This is a genomic window from Fimbriimonadia bacterium (assembly GCA_039961735.1).
Classification (GTDB): domain Bacteria; phylum Armatimonadota; class Fimbriimonadia; order Fimbriimonadales; family JABRVX01; genus JABRVX01.
The window spans coordinates 12,849-32,210 of record JABRVX010000062.1; the positions used below are offsets into that span (position 1 = coordinate 12,849).

Consider the following 19,362-nt stretch of genomic DNA (forward strand, 5'->3'; position numbering starts at 1 on the left):
CGTCGGTGCCGCGTGCTCCTAGATCGAGTGAATGCCGTGCTGCTACGCCGGGGCAGCTCCCGTTCCCCATCTGACCCGCAGACGCAACAGAGGCATTGATGGCTACGCGCTAGGACTTGAGCCAACCCCATGTCTCTCCCCTCATGAACAGTGGGCGGTGCCTGCCGGAATCGTCAAGCCAATGGTTGCGGAGACCGAGAGATGCTTCGAGAGCCATTCACCTTCGCGATCAGTGAAGATGCCAGAGTTGTGTGTGAACCGTTGGCGGCACTGGGGAATTCTGTCTAGTGAGAGAGATGCCCGAATTGGGGCTCGCCAAGGGGAGAGGTTGGAGCCGACGGTCGGCTGAGGCTAGTGCGGACCGCTGGGTTGGTAGTGGCCACCGCCGAACCGTCAGGGCATGCACTCGGACTGGGTCCCCGCCTCTGCGGGGACGACGACAATCGGAACAGACGATGCCGGCTTCGTCGGACTGGACCCCCGCCTCCGCGGGGATGACAGGAGGAGATAGGGACACCGCCGACATGGCGCGTCCGAGTCATACCCCGGCGCAGTCCTTAGGTTCCTAGTGGGCGTTCAGTGGGTGGAGTGCGGCGGACGCAGGCCAGGGCATACAGCGCCGATTTTGGGTCCCCGCCTCCGCGGGGATGACAGGAGGAGATAGGGACGCCGCCGACATGGCGCGTCCGAGTCATGCCCCGGCGCAGTCCTTAGGTTCCTAGTGGGCGTTCAGTGGGTGGAGTGCGGCGGACGCGGGCCAGGGCATACAGCGCCGATTTTGGGTCCCCGCCTCTGCGGGGAGGACAGGAAGAGCTAAGGACTCCGCCGACACGGAGGGCCTGGGTATTTGTCAGGCACGATCCTTAGGTTCACGATGCACGATCAGCGGGCGGAGTGCGGCGGACGTGGGCCAGGGTATAGGGTTCTCAGAGAGCATCGTGAACGATGAGGCCCTTCCACCCCGCAAGAATCTGGGGTGGGACGTGAACCCTGGGGCTCCGGGAGGAGTCATATAAACTGGGCGGGTGCCCGATGCGGGATGCCGCCCGAGCTGCGTCCGGGTGCAGGCCGGGAATCTGCCTGGGACGGGCGAGGAAAAGTGCGACAATCGGAGCGGCGGTATGGAAGAAGCAACTAGCGGGAGTACGCTGAGAGTCTTGCCCGTCGCTGTGCGTATTACGGGATAGAGGTGGTAATGACTCGAGGCGTTCGACGTGTATCCTGTTGTCCAGGGTTCGGTGGTAAGGTCGGGGTTCGGCGGACGGGCAGTCTCCCGGCGGGGTTGGGCTCGATGAGGCCGCTCCGCGGAGGCAGTCCGTCCGGGTAGCGGCTGGAGATCAGCTTTCCGAAGAGCCTCGGCCTCGAGAGAGTGCCGGGGCTCAGCAGCATTGTGGGACGCACGGGGAGACCCTCGACCCCGAGACACCGGGGGAGGTCGGGAGAACAATGAGCACGCATGACTTTTTGAAGCGAATCGAACAGCAACGCGGGCAAGAGATGGAGATGGGGTGGAAAGGCACCTTTGCAGACTACCTCGCCATTGTCGAGAAGAACCCGCGGGTCGCCGACCTTGCCCACGCACGCATCTACAACATGCTGCGGGCGGCGGGCTACGACGAGGAAGAGGGACGGCCGACGCGCTACCACTTCTTCGCCGACGACCTGTTCGGCTTGGACCACAGCCTCCAGCTCATCGTCGAGGAGTATTTTGCTCCTGCTGCCAGGCGGCTGGACGTGCGCAAGCGCATTCTGATGCTGGTCGGGCCGGTGGGTGGGGGCAAGTCCACGCTGGTTACCCTCATCAAGCGCGGGCTGGAGCGCTACTCCAAGACCGAGGGCGGGGCCGCTTATGCCATTGACGGCTGCCCGATGCAGGAAGAGCCGCTGCACCTGGTCCCCGAGGACCTGCGGGACGACTTCCGCAATCGCTTCGGTGTGATGATCGAGGGCGACCTGTGCCCCGTTTGCCGCTATCGGCTCGAGCACGAGTGGGGCAGCAACATCCATAGCGTGCCCGTGAGGCGGATTGCCTTCTCGGAGCGGGAGCGCTGCGGCATCGGCACCTTCAAGCCTAGCGACCCGAAAAGCCAGGACGTGGCGGAGCTGACCGGGAGCGTGAACATCGCGTCGCTCACCCAGTACGGGGTGGAATCCGACCCTCGCGCCTACAACTTCGACGGCGAGTTGAACAAGGCGAACCGAGGCGTGATGGAGTTCATCGAGATGCTCAAGGCGGACAAGCGGTTCCTCTACGAGCTGAACACCGTCGCCGGGGAGCAGATGATCAAGGTCGGGCGGTTCGCCCTGATCTATACCGACGTTGCAGTAATTGCCCACACCAACGAGTTCGAGTACAACTCGTACTTCAACAACAAAGAGAACGAGGCGATGATCGACCGCATCTGGGTGGTGCGGGTGCCATATAACCTGAAGCTGAGCGAAGAGACGCGCATTTACGAGAAGCTGATCAAACAGTCTCAGTTCACGGAAGGCACCGAAGACCTCACCCAGGTGCACATCGCGCCGAACGCGCTGAAGATGGCAAGCATGTTCGCCATTCTGACCCGCCTGAAGCCCAGCAAGAAGAGCGGCCTCAGCCTGATGACCAAGCTGAAGCTGTACGACGGCGAGAAGCAGGTCGGCGATTGGGATCAGCGCCACGTACGCGAGTTGCACGAAGAGTACACCGACGAGGGCATGGTGGGCGTCTCGCCGCGGTTCATCATCAACCGCATCTCGTCGGCGCTGGTGCGGGGCAAGAAGTGCGTGAACGCGATTGACGTGCTCCGCTCGCTGCGCGACGGGCTGCACGAGTACACGAACAACGAGGAAGAGCGCAAGAAGCTGCTCGGCTTCATTGACGAGGCGCGCAAAGAGTACGACGAGACCGTGAAGAAGGAAGTGCAGCGAGCGTTCGTCTACTCCTACGAGCAGGCGGCGCGAACGCTGCTCGACAACTATTTGGACAACGTGGATGCGTTCTGCAACCGCAACAAGATGACGGACCCCATCACCGGAGAGGAAGTGGACCCGGACGAGAGGCTGATGCGCGCGATCGAAGAGCAGATCGGCGTCACGGAAAACGCGAAGCGCGAGTTCCGCGAGGGCATCTTGCGCTCGGTCGCGTCACTGGCCCGACGAGGCGAGGGCTTCGAGATTCGGAGCGACGAGCGGTTGAAGGAAGCCATCGAGAAGAAGCTGTTCTCGGATATGAAGGACATGGTAAAGATCACCACGTCTACTAAGACGCCGGACGAGGAGCAGCTTCGCAAGATCAACGAGGTGGTGGAGCGGATGGTCTCGGAGCAGGGCTATTGCGTGCACTGCGCCAACGAGACGCTCCGCTATGTGGGAACTCTGCTGAATCGCTAGGGCGACCCAACGGCCGCCGCCGCGGTCCCGATCGGTGGCGGCGGCCTGTCGCCCTTGCAGCAGGGTTGGGCGCAAGAGTCTGGCGCCCGGTTGGAGAAGAGGATGAACGGCAAAGGTTACGCCCTGAGCGATGACCCTTGGGACCTGCACCGACGTGCCGACCGCGATCGCATGAGGCACAACGAGAAGCTGAAAGAGGTCATCAAACAGAACCTGGGCGAGATCATCAGCCAGCAGGACATCATCACCGCGGACGACGGCAAGATCGTGAAGGTGCCGGTCCGCGGCCTGGAGCTTCCGCGCCTGCGGTTCGACCCCCACAGCGGCGAGGAGGTTGGACACGGCGAAGGCGGAACGCAGCCGGGCGACATCATCGGGCGTGCACCTGCCGACAAGACCGGGCAGGGCAAGGAGGCGGGTCAGGAACCCGGCGTGGACTTCTACGAGGCCGAGTTCACCATCGAGGAACTCGCCGAGATGGTGTTCGAGGACCTTCACCTGCCCGACCTGAAAGACAAGGGCGCGCAGAACATTCTCGGAGAAGAGGCCGACTTCAACACGGTTGCCCGGAAGGGGCTGCAGGCGAACCTCGACCGCAAGCGGACCCTGATTGAGGCATGGAAACGAAACGCCCTGGAGGGAAAGCCGGGCTGGGAGATCCGCCCCGAGGACCGCCGCTACCGAAGCTGGGAGATGGTTCCGCAGCCTCAGCGCAACGCAGTGATCTTCGCGATGCGCGACGTCTCCGGCTCGATGGGCGAATTCGAGGCGTACATTTGTCGCAGCTTCTACTACTGGATGGTTCGCTTCCTACGCAAGTTCTACACCGGCCTGGAGATCGTGTTCATCACTTGCCACACGGAGGCGAAGGAGGTCAGCGAAGCCGACTTTTTCGCCGCGGGGGATTCGGGCGGCACGAAGTTGTCGGCTGCCTACAAGTTGACGCTGGACCTGATCGAGAAGCGATACGATAGCCGCGAGTGGAACATCTATCCCTTCCTGTTCTCCGACGGCTACAACTGGGGAGACCAGGAGTGCGTAGAGTTGGTTCGCAAGCTGCTCGACCACAGCAACCTCATCGGGTATGGCGAGATCGCGAGCGACGTGTGGAGCCAGCAACCCGGTCTCGCACCTCTCGGTCAAGCGTTCATGGACGCATTCGAGGGCGATGAGCGTATGGTGGTCGTGAAGGTGTGCAAGAAGGAAGACGTTTGGCCCGCACTCCAGGAGTTCTTTTCGAAGAGCGCGGACGCGGCACGAATCTAGTTCCCCAGCTCGAGTTCGAGCAGGCGCCTTGGGCTACGCCGAAGCACCTTGAAAACCAGGGAATCCGAAAAAAACGCACCGGCACTCTTGACACGGCCGGGAATGTTTGATATGCTAAGCACATAGTTGAAATGCGCGCTTTCGGGAGTAGGCAGCCCGAGGCGCGGTTGGGAGGATGGTAGTGCGCCCTATGCTTGGTATGGGGTCGGTCGTGCTGGCCCCGATACTTCTTTTCTCCACGACTCTTGCCGACCAGCCGGTGTACACGAGCTCTCGAGGCTTGCCGCTGGACCCTTTCGACATGTCCAAGGGCGTCATCACCTACTCGGTGACAACCTCATGGGAGTTCGATGGCGGTGTGTCCAACCCCACGATCGTGGAGGGAGAGGCCCTAGGCTTCACTTGGGAGATCAGGTTCTCCATCTCTCAGCGAGGCGGCGCGGGCTTCATCCCTGCGATCGTGCTGAGAATGCCCGACGGTGTTTACACGCCTGGAGCACCCGTGTGGGGTCAGAACGGTGAGTGCTGGCTGGCGGTGATGGGCGACGCGGTGTTCGACTACGACCTGCCGTGGACAGTGGAGTCCGACAATGGCTTGGGTGTGGACCAGGAGCTGAGTGTCGGACCGGGTGAGATGATGGGCGAGATGTGGGCCATCGCTCACGCCGAGACCGTGTACGACCCGCGCGGCCTGGAATACTGCCGGAACTTCTATGGCGATGGCGGTTGGATCCGTGTACGTGGGTGGATCAGGGGGATGCGCATGCCAGACATGCCGATGCACGAGCACTTCGTGATAGATGGCATGTGGGGCCACATCGAGCCGCACGGTATGTGGGGCGAGGGGCAACGCTGCTTTCCCACAGGCATCGTGCCAGACCCCGACGCCTCGACAGCCCCGTGGGAAGGAGGCACTCTGTGGGCCCACGGCGGCAAGGGATATACGGATAACATGGCTTGGCGCTCTTTCAACGTGGTACCGGAACCGGGTTCTCTGGCAATCTTGTGCTTGGGCTTCGCGGCTCTCGGACTGAGAGGTAGGAAGCATGACACAAGCGGAACGAGAGGAACTGAACCGATGGCTTGACGCCATCTATGAGAAGGCGCTGGAGATGGGGCTCGACCCATTCCCGGTGCACTTCGAGGTGGTGCCGGATCATGTCATCTACGAGCTGGGGGCCTACGGGCTCCCGGCTCGATTCTCACACTGGACCTTCGGGCGGGACTACCACCGCATGAAGACCAGCTACGAGTACAACTTGACACGCATCTACGAGATTATCTTCAACACCGATCCTTCGCAGGCGTTCCTGTTGGACAGCAACTCGATGCTGAGCCACAAGCTCGTAGCGGCCCACTGTTATGGACACAGCGACTTCTTCAAGAACAACACCTACTTCCAGCATACGGACCGCAGTATGATCGAGCGTGCGCGCCTTCACGCGGAGCGTATTAGAAAATATCAGATGGAGCACGGCCCTGAGGTAGTTGAACGCTTCCTCGACGCCGCGATGAGCATCCAGGAGCACCTGGACCCGGCAAAAATGTCTCGGCCTAACGCGCAGCCAGTAGCGGAACCCAAAGAGAACGAGCAGCCTCCCCGAGGACCTTATGACGATATCTGGTATGTGGTGGAGGAGAAGCCTGCACCACCTGCTCGCGAGCAGCGATTCCCGCCGGAACCCGAGAAGGACCTACTACTCTTCCTGCGCGATTACGCCCGCGATCTCGAGCCGTGGCAGCGAGACTGCTTGGAGATCCTTCGCGACGAAATGTTGTACTTCCTGCCTCAGATGCGAACCAAGATCATGAACGAAGGTTGGGCATCCTACTGGCACGAGAAGATCCTGGAGTCCCTGCCACTTACATCGGAGGAGCATCTGGAGTTCCGTCGCATGCATAGTGCGGTGCTTTCTCCCGGGGGCAGCGTGCATCTGAATCCCTACTATGTGGGATACCAGATATTCAAGGACATCGAACGGCGCTGGAATGGAGAGCCAGACCCCGATGGTGAGCCGGAAGAAGACTGGTTGGGTAACACCATCGAGCGCCCGACCGGACAAGGACGGGAGAGGATCTTCCAGTCGCGTCTCGAGGACGACGACCAGAGCTTCCTGGGCAAGTACCTAACCGCCGGACTATGCAAGCGCATGGACCTCTTCACCTACAAAATGGAGGAGATCAACGGCGAGATGGTATGGGTGGTACAAGAGACCGATTGGCGGAAGGTGCGTGATGCGCTCGTGGCGCAAATGACGAACCTCGGCGCACCCTATGTCACCGTGGAGGATGGCGACTTCGAACACCGAGGTGAGTTGCTGCTGCGACACCACTACGACGGTCGCCCACTGGACTTCGACTATACCGCACGTACCCTGCGCAATCTCGCCTACATATGGGGCCGGCCGGTGCACGTGGATACCGTGTCGAATGACGAGCCGGTCCGCATTTCCTGCGACGGGGAGAACATTACGCAGACGGGGACGTAGTACACGGCCCTCCGGCCCAAAAGCGCCCTTCCACGGCTTGCTGCCGACTAACCTCCATCGGTCCCTCACCACTCGCAGCGGGCAGGAATGGACGGGATAGCCGGAGACGTCATGCTGCACGGCATAGCCGGAGACGTCATGCTGAGCCCGTCGAAGCATGACGTCGTAGGCCACATGCTATCACACGAAGATGCTCCGGTCGCGGCTATCGCGCTCATGCTTCGACAGGCTCAGCATGACGATTCTCTCACTGCTACCGATGGCAGCCGCAGCAGTGAGGGGTGGAGAGCGACCTCTCGGAACAACGGCGCCGAGCAGACGAACGTCGAAGCCCCGATGGCTTGCCGAGCGCTAGCAGACTTACTTGCCATCGCTAAACACTGGCAGGGAGCCTTCGTGCAGGATGGCACGAAGTGGCGGCGTAGTACGATTCCAGGGAGCAGACCTTCGCCTCCCCAGCGAAAGGACGTGACAGCGATGTGCCACCACAACTGCAGCGATTCGGTACATGGGATTTCCCGCCGCGACTTTCTCGTTGGGGCCGCAGTCGCAGCCGCAGCGGGACCTTATCTTCTGAGAGCCGCGAGCGCACAGGAGGCTGCCCGCCGGACACGGAGCGAGAGCCCGGCCGATTGGCCCGAGGTCAAGGTCGCCTACCTGCGCCCGCGTGACAAATACTGGCTAGGCTGGCCCGGTACCGCGTGGGACAAGAAGATGTCCGAGCGTTTTCTGACGCAATCCCGTAACCGCCTCGAGCAGCTTGCCAAGGAGCTGCGCGTTCGCCTCGAGTTCCAGCCGCAGCCGCTCTACGATGAGACGGCGGTGAACGCGTTCGTGCAGATGCTCTCGGACAGGAAACCGTCCGGGGTAGTCGTGTTCCCGCTCCACATGGATCGCTGGGGGCACGTGCGACGAATCGCCGAGGCAGGCGTTCCGACCGTCATCTATGCAGCACTCGGTATGTGCTTCACCGGTCACATCGCAGGGATCTCGCGCCAGCCGGGCGTGCACCTCATCTCCTCACCCGATCCGGACTTAAACCCCCTGCGGTTCGGGATAAAGCTTTTCCGGTCTCACCACGATGTTCGCAACTCGCGCATCGCCGTGCTGGCTGGAGACCGAACCAACGACGAGGTTCTGGAACCGTTCGGCCTCCGTATTCGCCGGCTCCCGCGCAAGCGCTTCGCCGATGCCTTCAATGCCGTTGCCGAGACCGGAGAGGTGAAGGCGATGGTGGAGGACTACCGAAAGGCCGCAGACAAGATCGTGGAGCCCTCCCAGACAGACCTCGTGAACGCCTCTCGCGCCTACTTTGCCGCACAGAGGATCATGCGCGAAGAGGACTGCAACGGCATCACGATGGACTGCCTCGGCGCCGTGTTCGAGCGGCAGATTCCCGGCCCGCCGTGCCTCGCGTGGTCGCGCCTGCTGGATGCCGGAATCCCCGCCATCTGCGAGGCGGACATCAATGCGGTGATGTCGCACACCCTGTGCTGCAGGCTGCTCGACAAGCCGGGCTTTATGCAGGACCCCGTTCCCGAGACCGTGCACAACACTTTCATCGGGGCGCACTGCGTGTGCCCGACCCGGCTAAACGGCTACGACAAGCCCCGCGAGAAGTTCATCCTGCGCAGCCACGCGGAGTCCGATGTCGGAGTCTCGGTTCAGGTCCTGTGGCGGAGCGGACAGCCTGTTACGCTGATGCAGTTCGTGGACCCCGGCAGGATGATCCTAGGACGGGGCAAGGTGCTGCGAAACCACCACACCCCACCCATGGGCGGATGCCGAACCTCGGTCGAGCTCGCCCTAGAGGGGCCCGCCGACACTCGAGACACGAAGGGCTTTCATCAGCTCTTCATCTATGGCGACCACGTTCGGGACTTCCAGGCGTACGGTCAGATGTACGGCATCGTAACCGAGGCCATCTAGCTCGCAACTCCCCTTTGAGCCAGAGAGGCCTCGGAACCGACAATGAATTGGATATGCGCGAAGTTCTAGATGCATCGGGCCGGGTCGAGGGGAGTTGCCGATGAACGACTACCGCAAACTGGGCGAATTGCTGGTATCGAAGGGGTTGATCAGCAGCCTTCAGCTATCCATCGCACTCGCGGCCCAGCGCACCTCCAGTAGGCGGCTGGGAGAGATTCTGGTCGAACGCGGCTTCGCCACCGAAGCCGCCATCGCGCACTGCCTGGCCGAGCAGTACGGCTATCCGTTGCTGAACCTAGACCAGATGCGGGCACAGCCAGAGGCTTTGGCCCTGATCCAGCCGGAAACCGCCCTCACGATGAGGGTACTGCCGCTCGCCGTATCGGGGTCGACGCTGGAATGCGCCATCTGCGATCCGCTGGACATCCAAGGCACCGACGCCATTGCCCGAATGACAGGACGAAGTCTGGCGGTACGGATCGCCTCTCAGTCCGACCTGCTGACGGCCATTCGCTTGGCCTACGGGCTTGCCGAGTCCCTTCCGGAAGGCGTCTTCTCGCGTGTGCAGGCCCTGCCCAATCGGTTTCGTAATGCCGAGCCTCGCCGTTGTGTGGATTCGGTTGCGCTCTTCGACGCGTGGGACGAGGTTCTCGAGCGACCCGTCACCCTCGCCTCCGTACCCGAGCAGGCACCCGAGGCCACGCATCAGTTCCTATTGGCCAAAGCAGCGGCGCGAGTGCACTCCGATACGGTCGCTGCAGTCTACGACTGGTTCCCGTCCGAGGGCTATCGCTGGACGGTCTTCGAACACCTCGAAGGCGAGAACTTGCAGCACGTGCTTCGGACCCGAGGTGCCCGCTCGATTGCGCAGGCGACCCAGCTCGTAGCAGCCCTGGCGGATGGGGTGGATGCGCTGAACCGCAAGGGGGGGTCGTGCGATATCGTGTGCCCGGCGAATGTGTTGATCACGCCCAACGGGCCGCTGTGGGTGCCTCTGGTTCGCCCTCCGGCGGAATACCTTGCACCCGACAGAGCCGGGCAAGTGGGAGCGGCGACAAGCATGGTCTTCCCTCTAGGCACCCTGCTGTGGCACTGCGTGACGGGAAGCAACCCGCACGAGAGTGGCGCGAGCGGCCGCCACTGGACGCATCAGTATGATGATGACCAGCGGCTACCCTTAGCCCTGCGCGAGATTCTGGCACGGTGCCTCGATGCTGATCCGGAGCGTCGGTTCACCTCGCCTCTGCAGCTCAGCCAGGTTCTACGCTCCTACAGTTGGTCCGCAGAGATGCCGGAGGCTCCCTCTCCGCCAATCGAAGCCGACCAGGACCGGGACCAGCTTCTCGACCTAGTGGTGGTGCACGGGGAAAGGCCGAGCCGCGAGCCTTTCTGGCGACGTTGGCTTGGGAGGCGCGATCGCGGCGCGAGGGCAGCCTGATGCGGCGGAGACTAGTTTGGGGGCTTATGTAACATGAGGACGATTGCAGTTACGAGCGGAAAGGGTGGCGTCGGGAAGACCAACCTGTCGGCGAACCTGGGTCTCGCTCTCGCCTCGCTTCAGAAGCGCGTGGTGATCTTCGATGCGGATCTGGGCCTTGCCAATCTGGACATCGTACTGGGAACGCGGGCCGCGTTCAATCTGCAGAACGTGGTGTCGGGGGAGAAGCGGCTCTTAGACGTGGTCGCCACGGGACCCGGCGGCGTCCGATACATCGCAGGCGGATCTGGTGTAGAGACCCTTGTCAACCTGAGCGGGCCCCAGCTCGAGTCGTTCCTGATGGGTCTGGAGGAGCTCCAAAGCTCCACCGACTACCTCATCTTCGATACCGGCGCAGGGGTGGACGCGCACGTGATGATGTTCCTGGAGGCCGCCGACGAGACGCTGCTGGTCGCCACACCCGACCCAGCGAGCCTCACGGACGCGTACGCCACCGCCAAGGTGCTTTACGGACGAAAGCCGGATGCCGTGGTGAGGCTGGTGGTGAACATGGCGGAGGACGACGCCCAGGCCTCCGCCCTGTACGTGAAGCTGCAGTCCATCGTCAAGCAGTTTCTCGGTAAGTCGCTGCAGTACGCAGGCGCGATCCGTCACGACCCGAAGGCCATCCAGTACATCCGGCAGCGGAAGCCGTTCCTTCTGGCCGATCGGGGGCTCCAGGCTTCTCGGGGCGTTCTCACGATAGCCTCTGTCATCGCTGGACAGGCTATAGAACAGGAGCAGGGCGGGATCGTGAACCGCCTACGTTCGGTGTTTGGGCTCGAACGAAGGACGGCTTAGCGGAGCTCTGCCTGGTCCACGGTGTGGATGAAGCTCTGGGCGACCTGACGCGCGTTCGCTAGGAACTCCTCGAACTCGCGTCTGAGCCGTGCTTGCTCGGCCTCGAACTCCTCCCGCTTCTGCCTCGTCTCCTTGTCGAAGCGTTCCGCCCGCTCGATGGCGGCCCGCAGGATGCCGTCGCTCTCCTTGCGAGCTCTGGACTTCATTTGTTCGGCCGCTTCCTGCGCCGCCGAGAGGATCTTTTCCGTGCGATTGCGGTCCGCTGCTAGCTGCTCGCCGAGTGCCGCTCGCTCCGCTTCGAGCCGAGCCACTTCCTGTCGGAGCGCTTCCATCTCGGACTCGACCCGTGCGCGAGACGCCCGCTCGGTTTCCAGTTCCGCGCTTAGTCGGGCGAGTTCGGCCGTGGCCTCATCCGCCTGCTCTCGAAGGCGCACGCGCTCGGCCTCCAGTGCCCGAACCTGAGCCGTCGTCTGCTCTATCTCGCGTCCTAGCTGGTCCAGATACTCGTGAACTTCCGGGGGTGAGTAGCCTCGGAAGGCGAGCCGAAACAGCGGTTCGCGGTCAGTTTCCCTTGCCATGGGTTCGCCTCTTCGCTGGTCTATACGCCACTACGGCAAGTGGCGTGCCGCAGGCGATGCCACGCCGCGCGCGCTGCAGAACCCGCCGATGTGCCGGGATCACTCACGACGGCCTGACTCTTGCCAGGCGGGTCCGGCCTGTCCCTCAGATGCACACATTTGCCGGCGTGGCGAAAACGCGCAGCGCGACGGGCTTTCGGCTCTCATGGCTCTCGCAGAACTCTTTGAGCTTCTCGCATACCTTCGCGGCAAGCTCGTCCGGCATGACGCTGATGAACAGGGTGTTCTGGCCGGGAGACATGTGCGAGCCTCGTCTACCTCCCTCGCCGACCCCCGAGAACCCGGACTGCCGGGTGTATCCTGGCACTTCGAGCTCGTCCAGAATCTTCGTGACGCGGTAGTCCACGCCCGTCTCGCATACGATGAAGAGCATCTGCATCTCCCGCCTCCTCTCGCAGGGTAAGAGCGCGATGCCTCGGCGCGGCGGCTCAAGCCGATCCGTGCCGCGCAACTCCATTATAGTGAACGTAGGCGCGAATCGTGTCCCCTTTGCCTCGATACCGCCGAGGTAAGCTAGCCGAGTGAGCGCACTCGACGACCTGACGGTCCGGTTGCAGAGGCACGGGCCGGGCTCGCTGGCCCCCGTAGAATTACTTGCGCTCCTTCTTGACGCCGGTCCCAACGGTGAAGACCCCGTGGATACAAGCCGCGGTCTGCTGCAGCAGCTCGGGGGCATCCGCCGCCTCGGAGACGTGGCGCCCGCCGACCTGCAGGGTATCCCGGTGTCGCCGGTCGCTGTGTGTCGGGTGCTGGCCGCGCTGGAGCTGGGCAGGCGGGTGTTTCAGGCAGGGCTCGGTGAGCGCACGGTGATTTGCGGACCCGAGGACGTGGCCAGAGAGTTTTCTCACCTGCGCGACGAGCGCCGCGAACACTTCTGTGCCATCCTACTCGACTCGAAGGGCCACATCTTGAAGAGCCGAACGGTTTCCATCGGAGCACTCGACACCACGGTGGTGCAGCCGAGAGAGGTTTTCCGGGAGGCCGTCCGCGAGGGCGCGGCGAGTGTCATCGTAGCCCACAACCACCCGAGCGGCGACCCCGAACCGAGCGAGGAGGACCTCGCCGTGACCCGGCGGTTGGCAGAGGCGGCGCGAATCCTGGGCGTGGACCTTTTGGATCACGTGATCCTTGGGGAGAACCGCCACGTTAGCTTGCACGAGAGAGGTGTGATATGAGCGACTCAGGTTGGGCGCAAGTGATGGAGGACCTGCGGCAAACCCTGACCCTTCAGCACCAAGGACGCGAAGCCGCTTTGCCTCTATGCAGACAGGTGGTGCAATCCAGTTCCCGAGCGATTCGCAGCATCCATCGCAAGGAGTTCGACGAGGCGCGCGCCAAGCTCGACGCGACCAGGCAACTGGTGCGCGACATGCAGGCCGCCCTCGCCCCCTACCCCGAGCTGTGCTATTCCAACTACCGTAGCGACGCCGAGAAGGAGTACGTCGAGGGCGAGGCGGTACTGGCAATCGTGCTAAATCGGCCGCTGCCCAGTCCAGAGGATCTCGAGGTAACGATTCCTGCGTACATGAACGGAATGGCGGAGGCATCTTCGGAGTGCAGGCGATACGTTCTCGACCTAATGCGTGCTGGCAACCTCGCTGAGGCCGACCGCATCATGTCCGTTATGGAAGAGATCTACGACGAATTGATCACCGTGGACTTCCCCGACAGTCTTACCGGTGGTCTGCGCCGGACCTGCGATGCGTTGCGGACAGTTCTGGAGCGGACGCGCTCCGATCTTGCCTTAACCCACATACAAACCGAGCTACTCCGCGCAATCGGCAAAGCGATGGACAAGCTGGGCGGCTAGTCTGTGCGCGATATCGCGTTCATACGGTTGTCGGCTCGCTAAGCCCGCGTTATAATGGTGGGGGGACACAGCGGCGAATCAATCCCCGATCGCCGACACGGGACCGTGTCCCAAGGAGAGTGGCATGAACCGAGCGATTATCCTCGTGCTTCTCGGGTGTCTCGCGCAGGCGACGCCTGCAGTCAACGTAGGCATCTTCGACAACTCCCGGCTCCTCGGTCCTTCGTGGAATATCGAGACCGCGGGGCAGCTCTCCCAGTTCCGTACCGAGTGGCAAAACCGTGGCGCCGTCTGGCAGCAGACATCGTCACTCACATCCACGTTCCTCAATGGCGTCAGCGTATTCGTAACCAGCAAGATCAGCACGCAGAACCTCGGCTCCGCCGAGAAGACCGCGCTGGTGAACTGGGTTCAGGCGGGCGGCACGCTGGTCGTCACCGCCGAGTGCAACTGCTACAACAACCAGACGGCCTACAACAGCATGCTGGCCCTGTTCGGCTTCGTGCTGAGCGGCACGATTGCCGAGGCTTACGGGAGCGTTGTCGGCTCGCACCCCATTACCCAAGGGGTGACCTCGCCGTACATCGGTCAAAACGGTCATCTCGCACTGCCCGACGGTGCTCAACGGCTCATCGTGGACCAGCTCGGAAACGACTGTGCAGCCGTCCTCGAAGGTAGCCCGATCGTGGGGCTCGGCAGGGTGTTCGTCATCGGCGACTGCGACATGTTCATTGACTTTTTCTTGACGCTGGAGGAGCAAAACCTGAAACTGGTGAGGAACCTCGCCAACTGGGCCATGAACCCCACGGTAACGCTGTACGGCACGGTATCGCTTGCGGACTACGTGGGGCCCATGACGGGTATGCCGCTCGAACTGTGGGTCTATCAGGACGGCGTGCTCGTGGACTCGCTGTTCACGTGGCTCGAGGACGAGGCCGGGTCGTACACCTTCACACTTCCGGGTCCCGGCACCTACACCCTGCGCTGCAAGGCCTGGCATTGGCTGAGCGTCCTCAAGCCGGGCGTCACGATATCTGGTCCGACTGCCATGGGCTGGCACTTCCCGTACAACGGTGACGTGTGGAACGATAACGCGATTGACATCGCGGACCTGAACATGGTGCTGGTGGACTTCGCCAAGAGTGGATTCAACTTGGCCGATGCCAACGGCAACGACCTCGTGGATCTGCTGGACCTCAACATCGTGCTGATCAACTTCGCCCGTGTAGGGCAATAGCCGGTCTTCGGGACTGGGATGTCCTGGCCATCTCGATTGTCGAGTCATGGCTCACCTAGCTGCGTGCCACGCGCAACGCGTTGCCCGTACTAGGCTGCACCGTCCAGTCGGTGTCGCTGCGGAGACTGCAGAACGATCTTCACCTTACACCCACTTGTCGCCACATCCTTCCCATGGCCAGCCACCGCGCCGCGGACGCGCCATAAGGTGTACCCTCGCACCCATCCGGCAGCACCTACTGAAGTCCTCCTCCTCGTCCGGTCATTCCTGCGTTATAATGTACAAACCTACCGGCCAGTCGAGTAACCGGCTGTGGCAATTGGCGGCACTGTCCGACGAAGTGACCCCCGCTCGAGCCGCCTCGGCGATTTCATGCCGGTGATAAGGAGAGTGGCCTATGAAGCGCATCCTGGCTGCGTTGGCACTGAGTGTCGGCGGAGCCTCTTGGGCCGCGGACGTCGGCATCTTCGCCGACAGCGTGCTTCTGAGCTACGTGTACAACATGGAAACCGGATCGTACATGTCCGGCGTGCGTGCCCTGTGGAACGCTCGGGGGGTCACCTGGCGGCAGACCACGGTGCTCTCCGAGGAGTTTCTGAACACCGTTGACATTCTGTACTTGTCGCACTTTAAAGGCCCCTCGATAACCGCGCCGGAACAAGCTGCGCTGTTCCAGTGGGTTCGCGATGGGGGGACGCTCATCTTTTTCGGGGACTGTGGCTGAGGCATCGATCAGGCCGTACTGAACTCCGTTGTGAGCACGTTCGGAGTGAGCATCTGGAGTCAGACGACGTACGGCTGGGGTCAGGTCGTGACCCCGCACGCAATCAACCAAGGCGTTACGCAGTTGTATGTGCCAAAGAACGGGGTGGTAAACGGCCCCGCTTCCGCAGTCACCCTCTTTAATGATCCCTATGGCACCAAGGACTGCATCGTGATGGAGCAGACACTGGAGACCGCCAACGGCCGAGTATTGGTCTTTGGCGACTGGGACGGCTTCTCACAGGTCTACTTCCCGAACTACACCGAGAACCAGACCGTTGCTGCGAACATCGTTGACTGGGCGCTCCGTACAGCAACGATCTCGGGGTATGTCCAGCTCGCGGGATACGCCGGTTCCCTGGTCGGGAAGCCTGTAAAGCTGTCCCTTTACCGCGAGGGGCGGCTGGTCAAGGCCGTGGACACGGTGCTCGGGCCATCGGGCGAGTACAGCGTGTCGGTCTACCGCTCGGGCACGTACGACCTCGTGCTGAAGCCCGAGGGCTATCTTTCGGTGAAGCAGGTGGGCATCCCGCTCATCTACGGATACAACACAGTGGACTGGCAAGTGCCCTACATCGGCGATGTCAACGGCGACAACGCCGTGGATATCCGCGACCTGAACCCCATCCTGATCCACTTCGGGGCGCCCGGACCGCATCCGTGCGACGTGAACGGGGACGGCACGGTCGGATTGGACGACATCGCCGCGACCCTGGTGAACTTCGGTCGTTTCGGGCAGTAGGCACCTGTCGCGCGGTTTCGCCGTCCCGGCGATGAATCGCATCCGGCGGGACGCCGGAACTACGAAGCTCTGCGCCTCCCTGCTGACGACAAGGATATTTAGCATGTATAATGATCTGGGCCGAGCGCCCAGATCCCTGAAGAGGTGTCCCGTTGCAAACTGTTTCCATCGACCCGACAGCAATCACACAGGCCGATGTGGACCTCTATCGTCGGCAAGGTTACATCCGCTTTGGACGCATCCTCACCGACGACGAGTTGGCAGCCGCGCGCGAACACGTGGACTGGCTGATGGCCAACCTGAAGGAAGACGAGTGGCCGGAGCGTATGAACGGCATCCACAACGAAGACGAGAAGATGTACGCGCTATGCACCAACCCCCGTTTGTTGGATGCCGTCGAGAAGTTCATCGGCCCGAACATCGTGCTGTTCTCCAGCCATCTGTTGTGCAAGCCCGAGCGTGAGGGGCACGCTGTCCCGTGGCACCAAGACGGCATTTTCTGGCCGCTGGAGCCGATGGACATCTTGACCGTGTGGCTGGCGATTGACGACGCGGGGCCAGAAAACGGCTGCATGAGGGTCATCCCGGGTACGCACACCCGCGGCCCCATTGAGCACGTGCCGCAGGACACCGGCACACAGGTTCTGCACCTCGGCCTGCCGATGAGCGAGGTGGACGAGAGCAAAGCCGTGGACATCGAGCTGAAGATGGGTGAGTTCTCGATGCACGAGCCTTGGCTGATTCACGGCTCGAACGTGAACCGCTCGAATAAGCGGCGCGCCGGCTACACCATGCGCTTCATGCCGGCGACGACGAAGCTGACGCGCACACCGGGCTTCTACGAAAAGCACAAGATGTACGTCGTCCGCGGCAACCCGGTCCCCGGCATCAACGACTACGCGAACGTGTAGCCCGATTCCCCGACACCTTGCCCCCATCCGCCCTGGGATGGGGGCAAGCCAAGCCTAGGGAGTAACCAGCCCGGCCGAAGCAAGGCATCTCTCCACCCGATGATGAGGGTGGGTTATTGGGAACTGACTCCCTTCAGAGCGAAGTGGCGGGGGGAGGTTTGGGGTAGGCGTCAGGTTCAGGCAGTACAGGGGTGCGGACGCCGCCCCGCCGGAATGTGGTGTCTCGTCAGTGACCCGACCTCCCCCCCCATGGAGCAGCGCTCGACTCCGGCCCGACCCCTCCGATATACTATGCTTCCGGAGGAACCCGGCAATGAACCAGACTCTACAGAATTGGCTCGCGAGCCAGCTCGACACGCTCAAGCAACAACACCTCTACAAGACACCTCGCATTCTGGAGACCCCCGCAGGCGGGCGCGTCCGCATGAACGGCAGAGAAGTCGTCAACATGTCGTCCAACAACTACCTCGGCCTGGCCAACCACCCGAAGGTGCGGGAGGCGTTCGTGAAGGCCGCCATCGAGTGGGGAGTGGGCGCCGGCGCCGTGCGATGGATCGGTGGCACCATGGCGATTCACGACGAGTTGGAGCAGCGACTCGCGAAGTTCAAGCAGGTGGAAGCCGTGCTGGTCTTCACCAGCGGCTTTACGGCCAACTCGGGGTGCATACCCGCAGTGATGGTGGACGGCGACGTGATCATCTCCGACGAGCTAAACCATGCCAGCATCATTGACGGTGTGAGGCTCTCCTCCGCCGCCTACAAGAAGTCCGAGGGCTACGTGTACGCCCACAAGGACATGAACCACCTCGAGGACATCCTTAAGAAGACGCAGCATTTCGCTAAGCGAATGATCGTGACAGACGGGGTATTCAGCATGGACGGAGACATCGCACCACTACCTGACATCGTGGCGCTGGCCGAAAGGTACGACGCGCTGGTAATGGTGGACGATGCGCATGCGAGCGGAGTGTTAGGCAAGAATGGTGCAGGCTCGACCTCTCACTTCGGTCTGTACGGACGGGTGGATATTCAGCTCGGTACTCTGAGCAAGGCGCTGGGCGTAGTAGGTGGCTATATCGCGGGGTCGCAGTTGCTCAAGGAGTGGTTGATCAACCGTGGCAGACCCTATCTGTTCAGCACCGCACACCCACCCGCAGTGGCTGCGGCACTCATCGCGGCGATAGACATCATGGAGAACGACCCCGAGCCGATGAACCGTCTATGGTCGAACGCACGCAAGTGGAAGCAAGACCTAGCAGGTCTCGGCTTCGACACCATGGGTTCGGAGACTCCGATCACCCCGGTTTACATCGGTGACGAGGGCAAGACTCAGGAAGCCGAGCAGATGCTGTGGAACGAGGGCGTGTATGCCCTCGGCATCGTCTATCCGACGGTTCCGCGCGGCAAGGCACGCATTCGTACGATGCCATCCGCCGCCCACACCGATCGAGACCTGGCCGACGCCCTCGAAGCCTTCCACAAAGTTGGCAAGTCCCTCGGCCTGATCTAACCCCCTTGCCCCCTTCCCGGGCCTGTTGAAAAAGCCCATAACTGCCCGACATGGGGGCGACTCATGCCACCGACTTCTGCCCCAACGCTCGTGGCGCCCGATAGCACGCTTCGACAGGCTCAGCGTGACGGTACGAGCGACTAGCGACGGCCGAAACAGGATCAGGATGTGTCGGAGGGGATGTCACTCCGAGGGAGAAGGTGAGCGCGGCGCGGCGCCCCCAGACGGCTACTTGCTTTTCGGGTCGCCGGGCATCGTGCCAGCCTTGATCTCCGCGAGGTTCTTCACGCCGTCCCCGTCCGAGTCGACGTCGTTCAGCTTCTTCAGAATCTCCGCGGTCAGCTTCTTGCCCTTGTCGGCCTGTACCAGCTTGTCCAGAGCCTGCCCGTAGGGATTCAGTTTCTTGGTCATCCCGACA

17 protein-coding genes are annotated in these 19,362 nt (G+C 62.2%); 14 read left to right on the top strand and 3 right to left on the bottom strand.

The window, feature by feature from the left end; translation table 11 throughout:
• Positions 1–1,446: 1,446 nt before the first annotated feature.
• The 7 genes from HRF45_12945 (at position 1,447) to HRF45_12975 (ending at position 11,334) form a co-directional block, all read left to right on the top strand.
• The gene (locus HRF45_12945) at positions 1,447–3,372 is read left to right on the top strand and encodes a protein prkA (GenBank protein MEP0767429.1); all 1,926 of its coding nucleotides are present in this window, start codon (positions 1,447–1,449) and stop codon (positions 3,370–3,372) included.
• Between the two features lie 102 nt (positions 3,373–3,474).
• Positions 3,475–4,638, top strand: a complete 1,164-nt coding sequence (locus tag HRF45_12950; protein MEP0767430.1) for a DUF444 family protein — start codon at positions 3,475–3,477, stop codon at positions 4,636–4,638.
• Between the two features lie 181 nt (positions 4,639–4,819).
• On the top strand, positions 4,820–5,725 hold the full coding sequence (locus tag HRF45_12955) for a PEP-CTERM sorting domain-containing protein (protein ID MEP0767431.1): 906 nt from the start codon (positions 4,820–4,822) through the stop codon (positions 5,723–5,725).
• Positions 5,685–7,127, top strand: coding sequence for a SpoVR family protein (locus tag HRF45_12960; protein MEP0767432.1), 1,443 nt, complete (start codon positions 5,685–5,687; stop codon positions 7,125–7,127). The genes HRF45_12955 and HRF45_12960 overlap by 41 nt, the downstream gene beginning before the upstream one ends.
• Positions 7,128–7,214: 87 nt before the next feature.
• Positions 7,215–9,056 (top strand): twin-arginine translocation signal domain-containing protein, encoded by a 1,842-nt coding sequence (locus HRF45_12965; protein MEP0767433.1) that lies wholly within the window; start codon positions 7,215–7,217, stop codon positions 9,054–9,056.
• Between the two features lie 100 nt (positions 9,057–9,156).
• The gene (locus HRF45_12970; GenBank protein MEP0767434.1) at positions 9,157–10,494 is read left to right on the top strand and encodes a hypothetical protein; all 1,338 of its coding nucleotides are present in this window, start codon (positions 9,157–9,159) and stop codon (positions 10,492–10,494) included.
• Between the two features lie 33 nt (positions 10,495–10,527).
• Entirely contained in the window at positions 10,528–11,334 is an 807-nt protein-coding gene (locus HRF45_12975; protein ID MEP0767435.1) for a MinD/ParA family protein, read from the top strand.
• Here the strand turns inward: HRF45_12975 and HRF45_12980 are convergent.
• On the bottom strand, positions 11,331–11,912 hold the full coding sequence (locus HRF45_12980; GenBank protein ID MEP0767436.1) for a DivIVA domain-containing protein: 582 nt from the start codon (positions 11,910–11,912) through the stop codon (positions 11,331–11,333). The genes HRF45_12975 and HRF45_12980 overlap by 4 nt on opposite strands.
• 145 nt (positions 11,913–12,057) lie before the next feature.
• Complete coding sequence (locus HRF45_12985; protein MEP0767437.1) at positions 12,058–12,351, bottom strand: hypothetical protein; 294 nt, start codon at positions 12,349–12,351, stop codon at positions 12,058–12,060.
• A gap of 142 nt (positions 12,352–12,493) precedes the next feature.
• On the opposite strand from HRF45_12985, the gene radC reads away from it, so the two are divergent.
• The 7 genes from radC to HRF45_13020 all read left to right on the top strand — a co-directional run bounded on the left by radC (position 12,494) and on the right by HRF45_13020 (position 18,944).
• A complete protein-coding gene (gene radC, locus HRF45_12990; GenBank protein MEP0767438.1) occupies positions 12,494–13,147 on the top strand; it encodes a DNA repair protein RadC in 654 nt (217 codons plus the stop codon).
• Positions 13,144–13,782, top strand: a complete 639-nt coding sequence (locus tag HRF45_12995; protein ID MEP0767439.1) for a haloacid dehalogenase — start codon at positions 13,144–13,146, stop codon at positions 13,780–13,782. Before radC ends, HRF45_12995 begins: the two co-directional genes overlap by 4 nt.
• Positions 13,783–13,906: 124 nt before the next feature.
• Entirely contained in the window at positions 13,907–15,019 is a 1,113-nt protein-coding gene (locus HRF45_13000; protein ID MEP0767440.1) for a hypothetical protein, read from the top strand.
• A 397-nt stretch (positions 15,020–15,416) separates the two neighbouring features.
• Entirely contained in the window at positions 15,417–15,743 is a 327-nt protein-coding gene (locus tag HRF45_13005) for a hypothetical protein (GenBank protein ID MEP0767441.1), read from the top strand.
• Between the two features lie 45 nt (positions 15,744–15,788).
• Positions 15,789–16,523, top strand: coding sequence for a hypothetical protein (locus HRF45_13010; GenBank protein MEP0767442.1), 735 nt, complete (start codon positions 15,789–15,791; stop codon positions 16,521–16,523).
• A 152-nt stretch (positions 16,524–16,675) separates the two neighbouring features.
• Positions 16,676–17,434, top strand: a complete 759-nt coding sequence (locus tag HRF45_13015) for a phytanoyl-CoA dioxygenase family protein (protein MEP0767443.1) — start codon at positions 16,676–16,678, stop codon at positions 17,432–17,434.
• A 313-nt stretch (positions 17,435–17,747) separates the two neighbouring features.
• A complete protein-coding gene (locus tag HRF45_13020) occupies positions 17,748–18,944 on the top strand; it encodes a glycine C-acetyltransferase (protein ID MEP0767444.1) in 1,197 nt (398 codons plus the stop codon).
• Between the two features lie 228 nt (positions 18,945–19,172).
• Here the strand turns inward: HRF45_13020 and HRF45_13025 are convergent.
• Positions 19,173–19,362: hypothetical protein (locus HRF45_13025; protein ID MEP0767445.1), on the bottom strand; the 190-nt coding region annotated here is incomplete at its 5' end.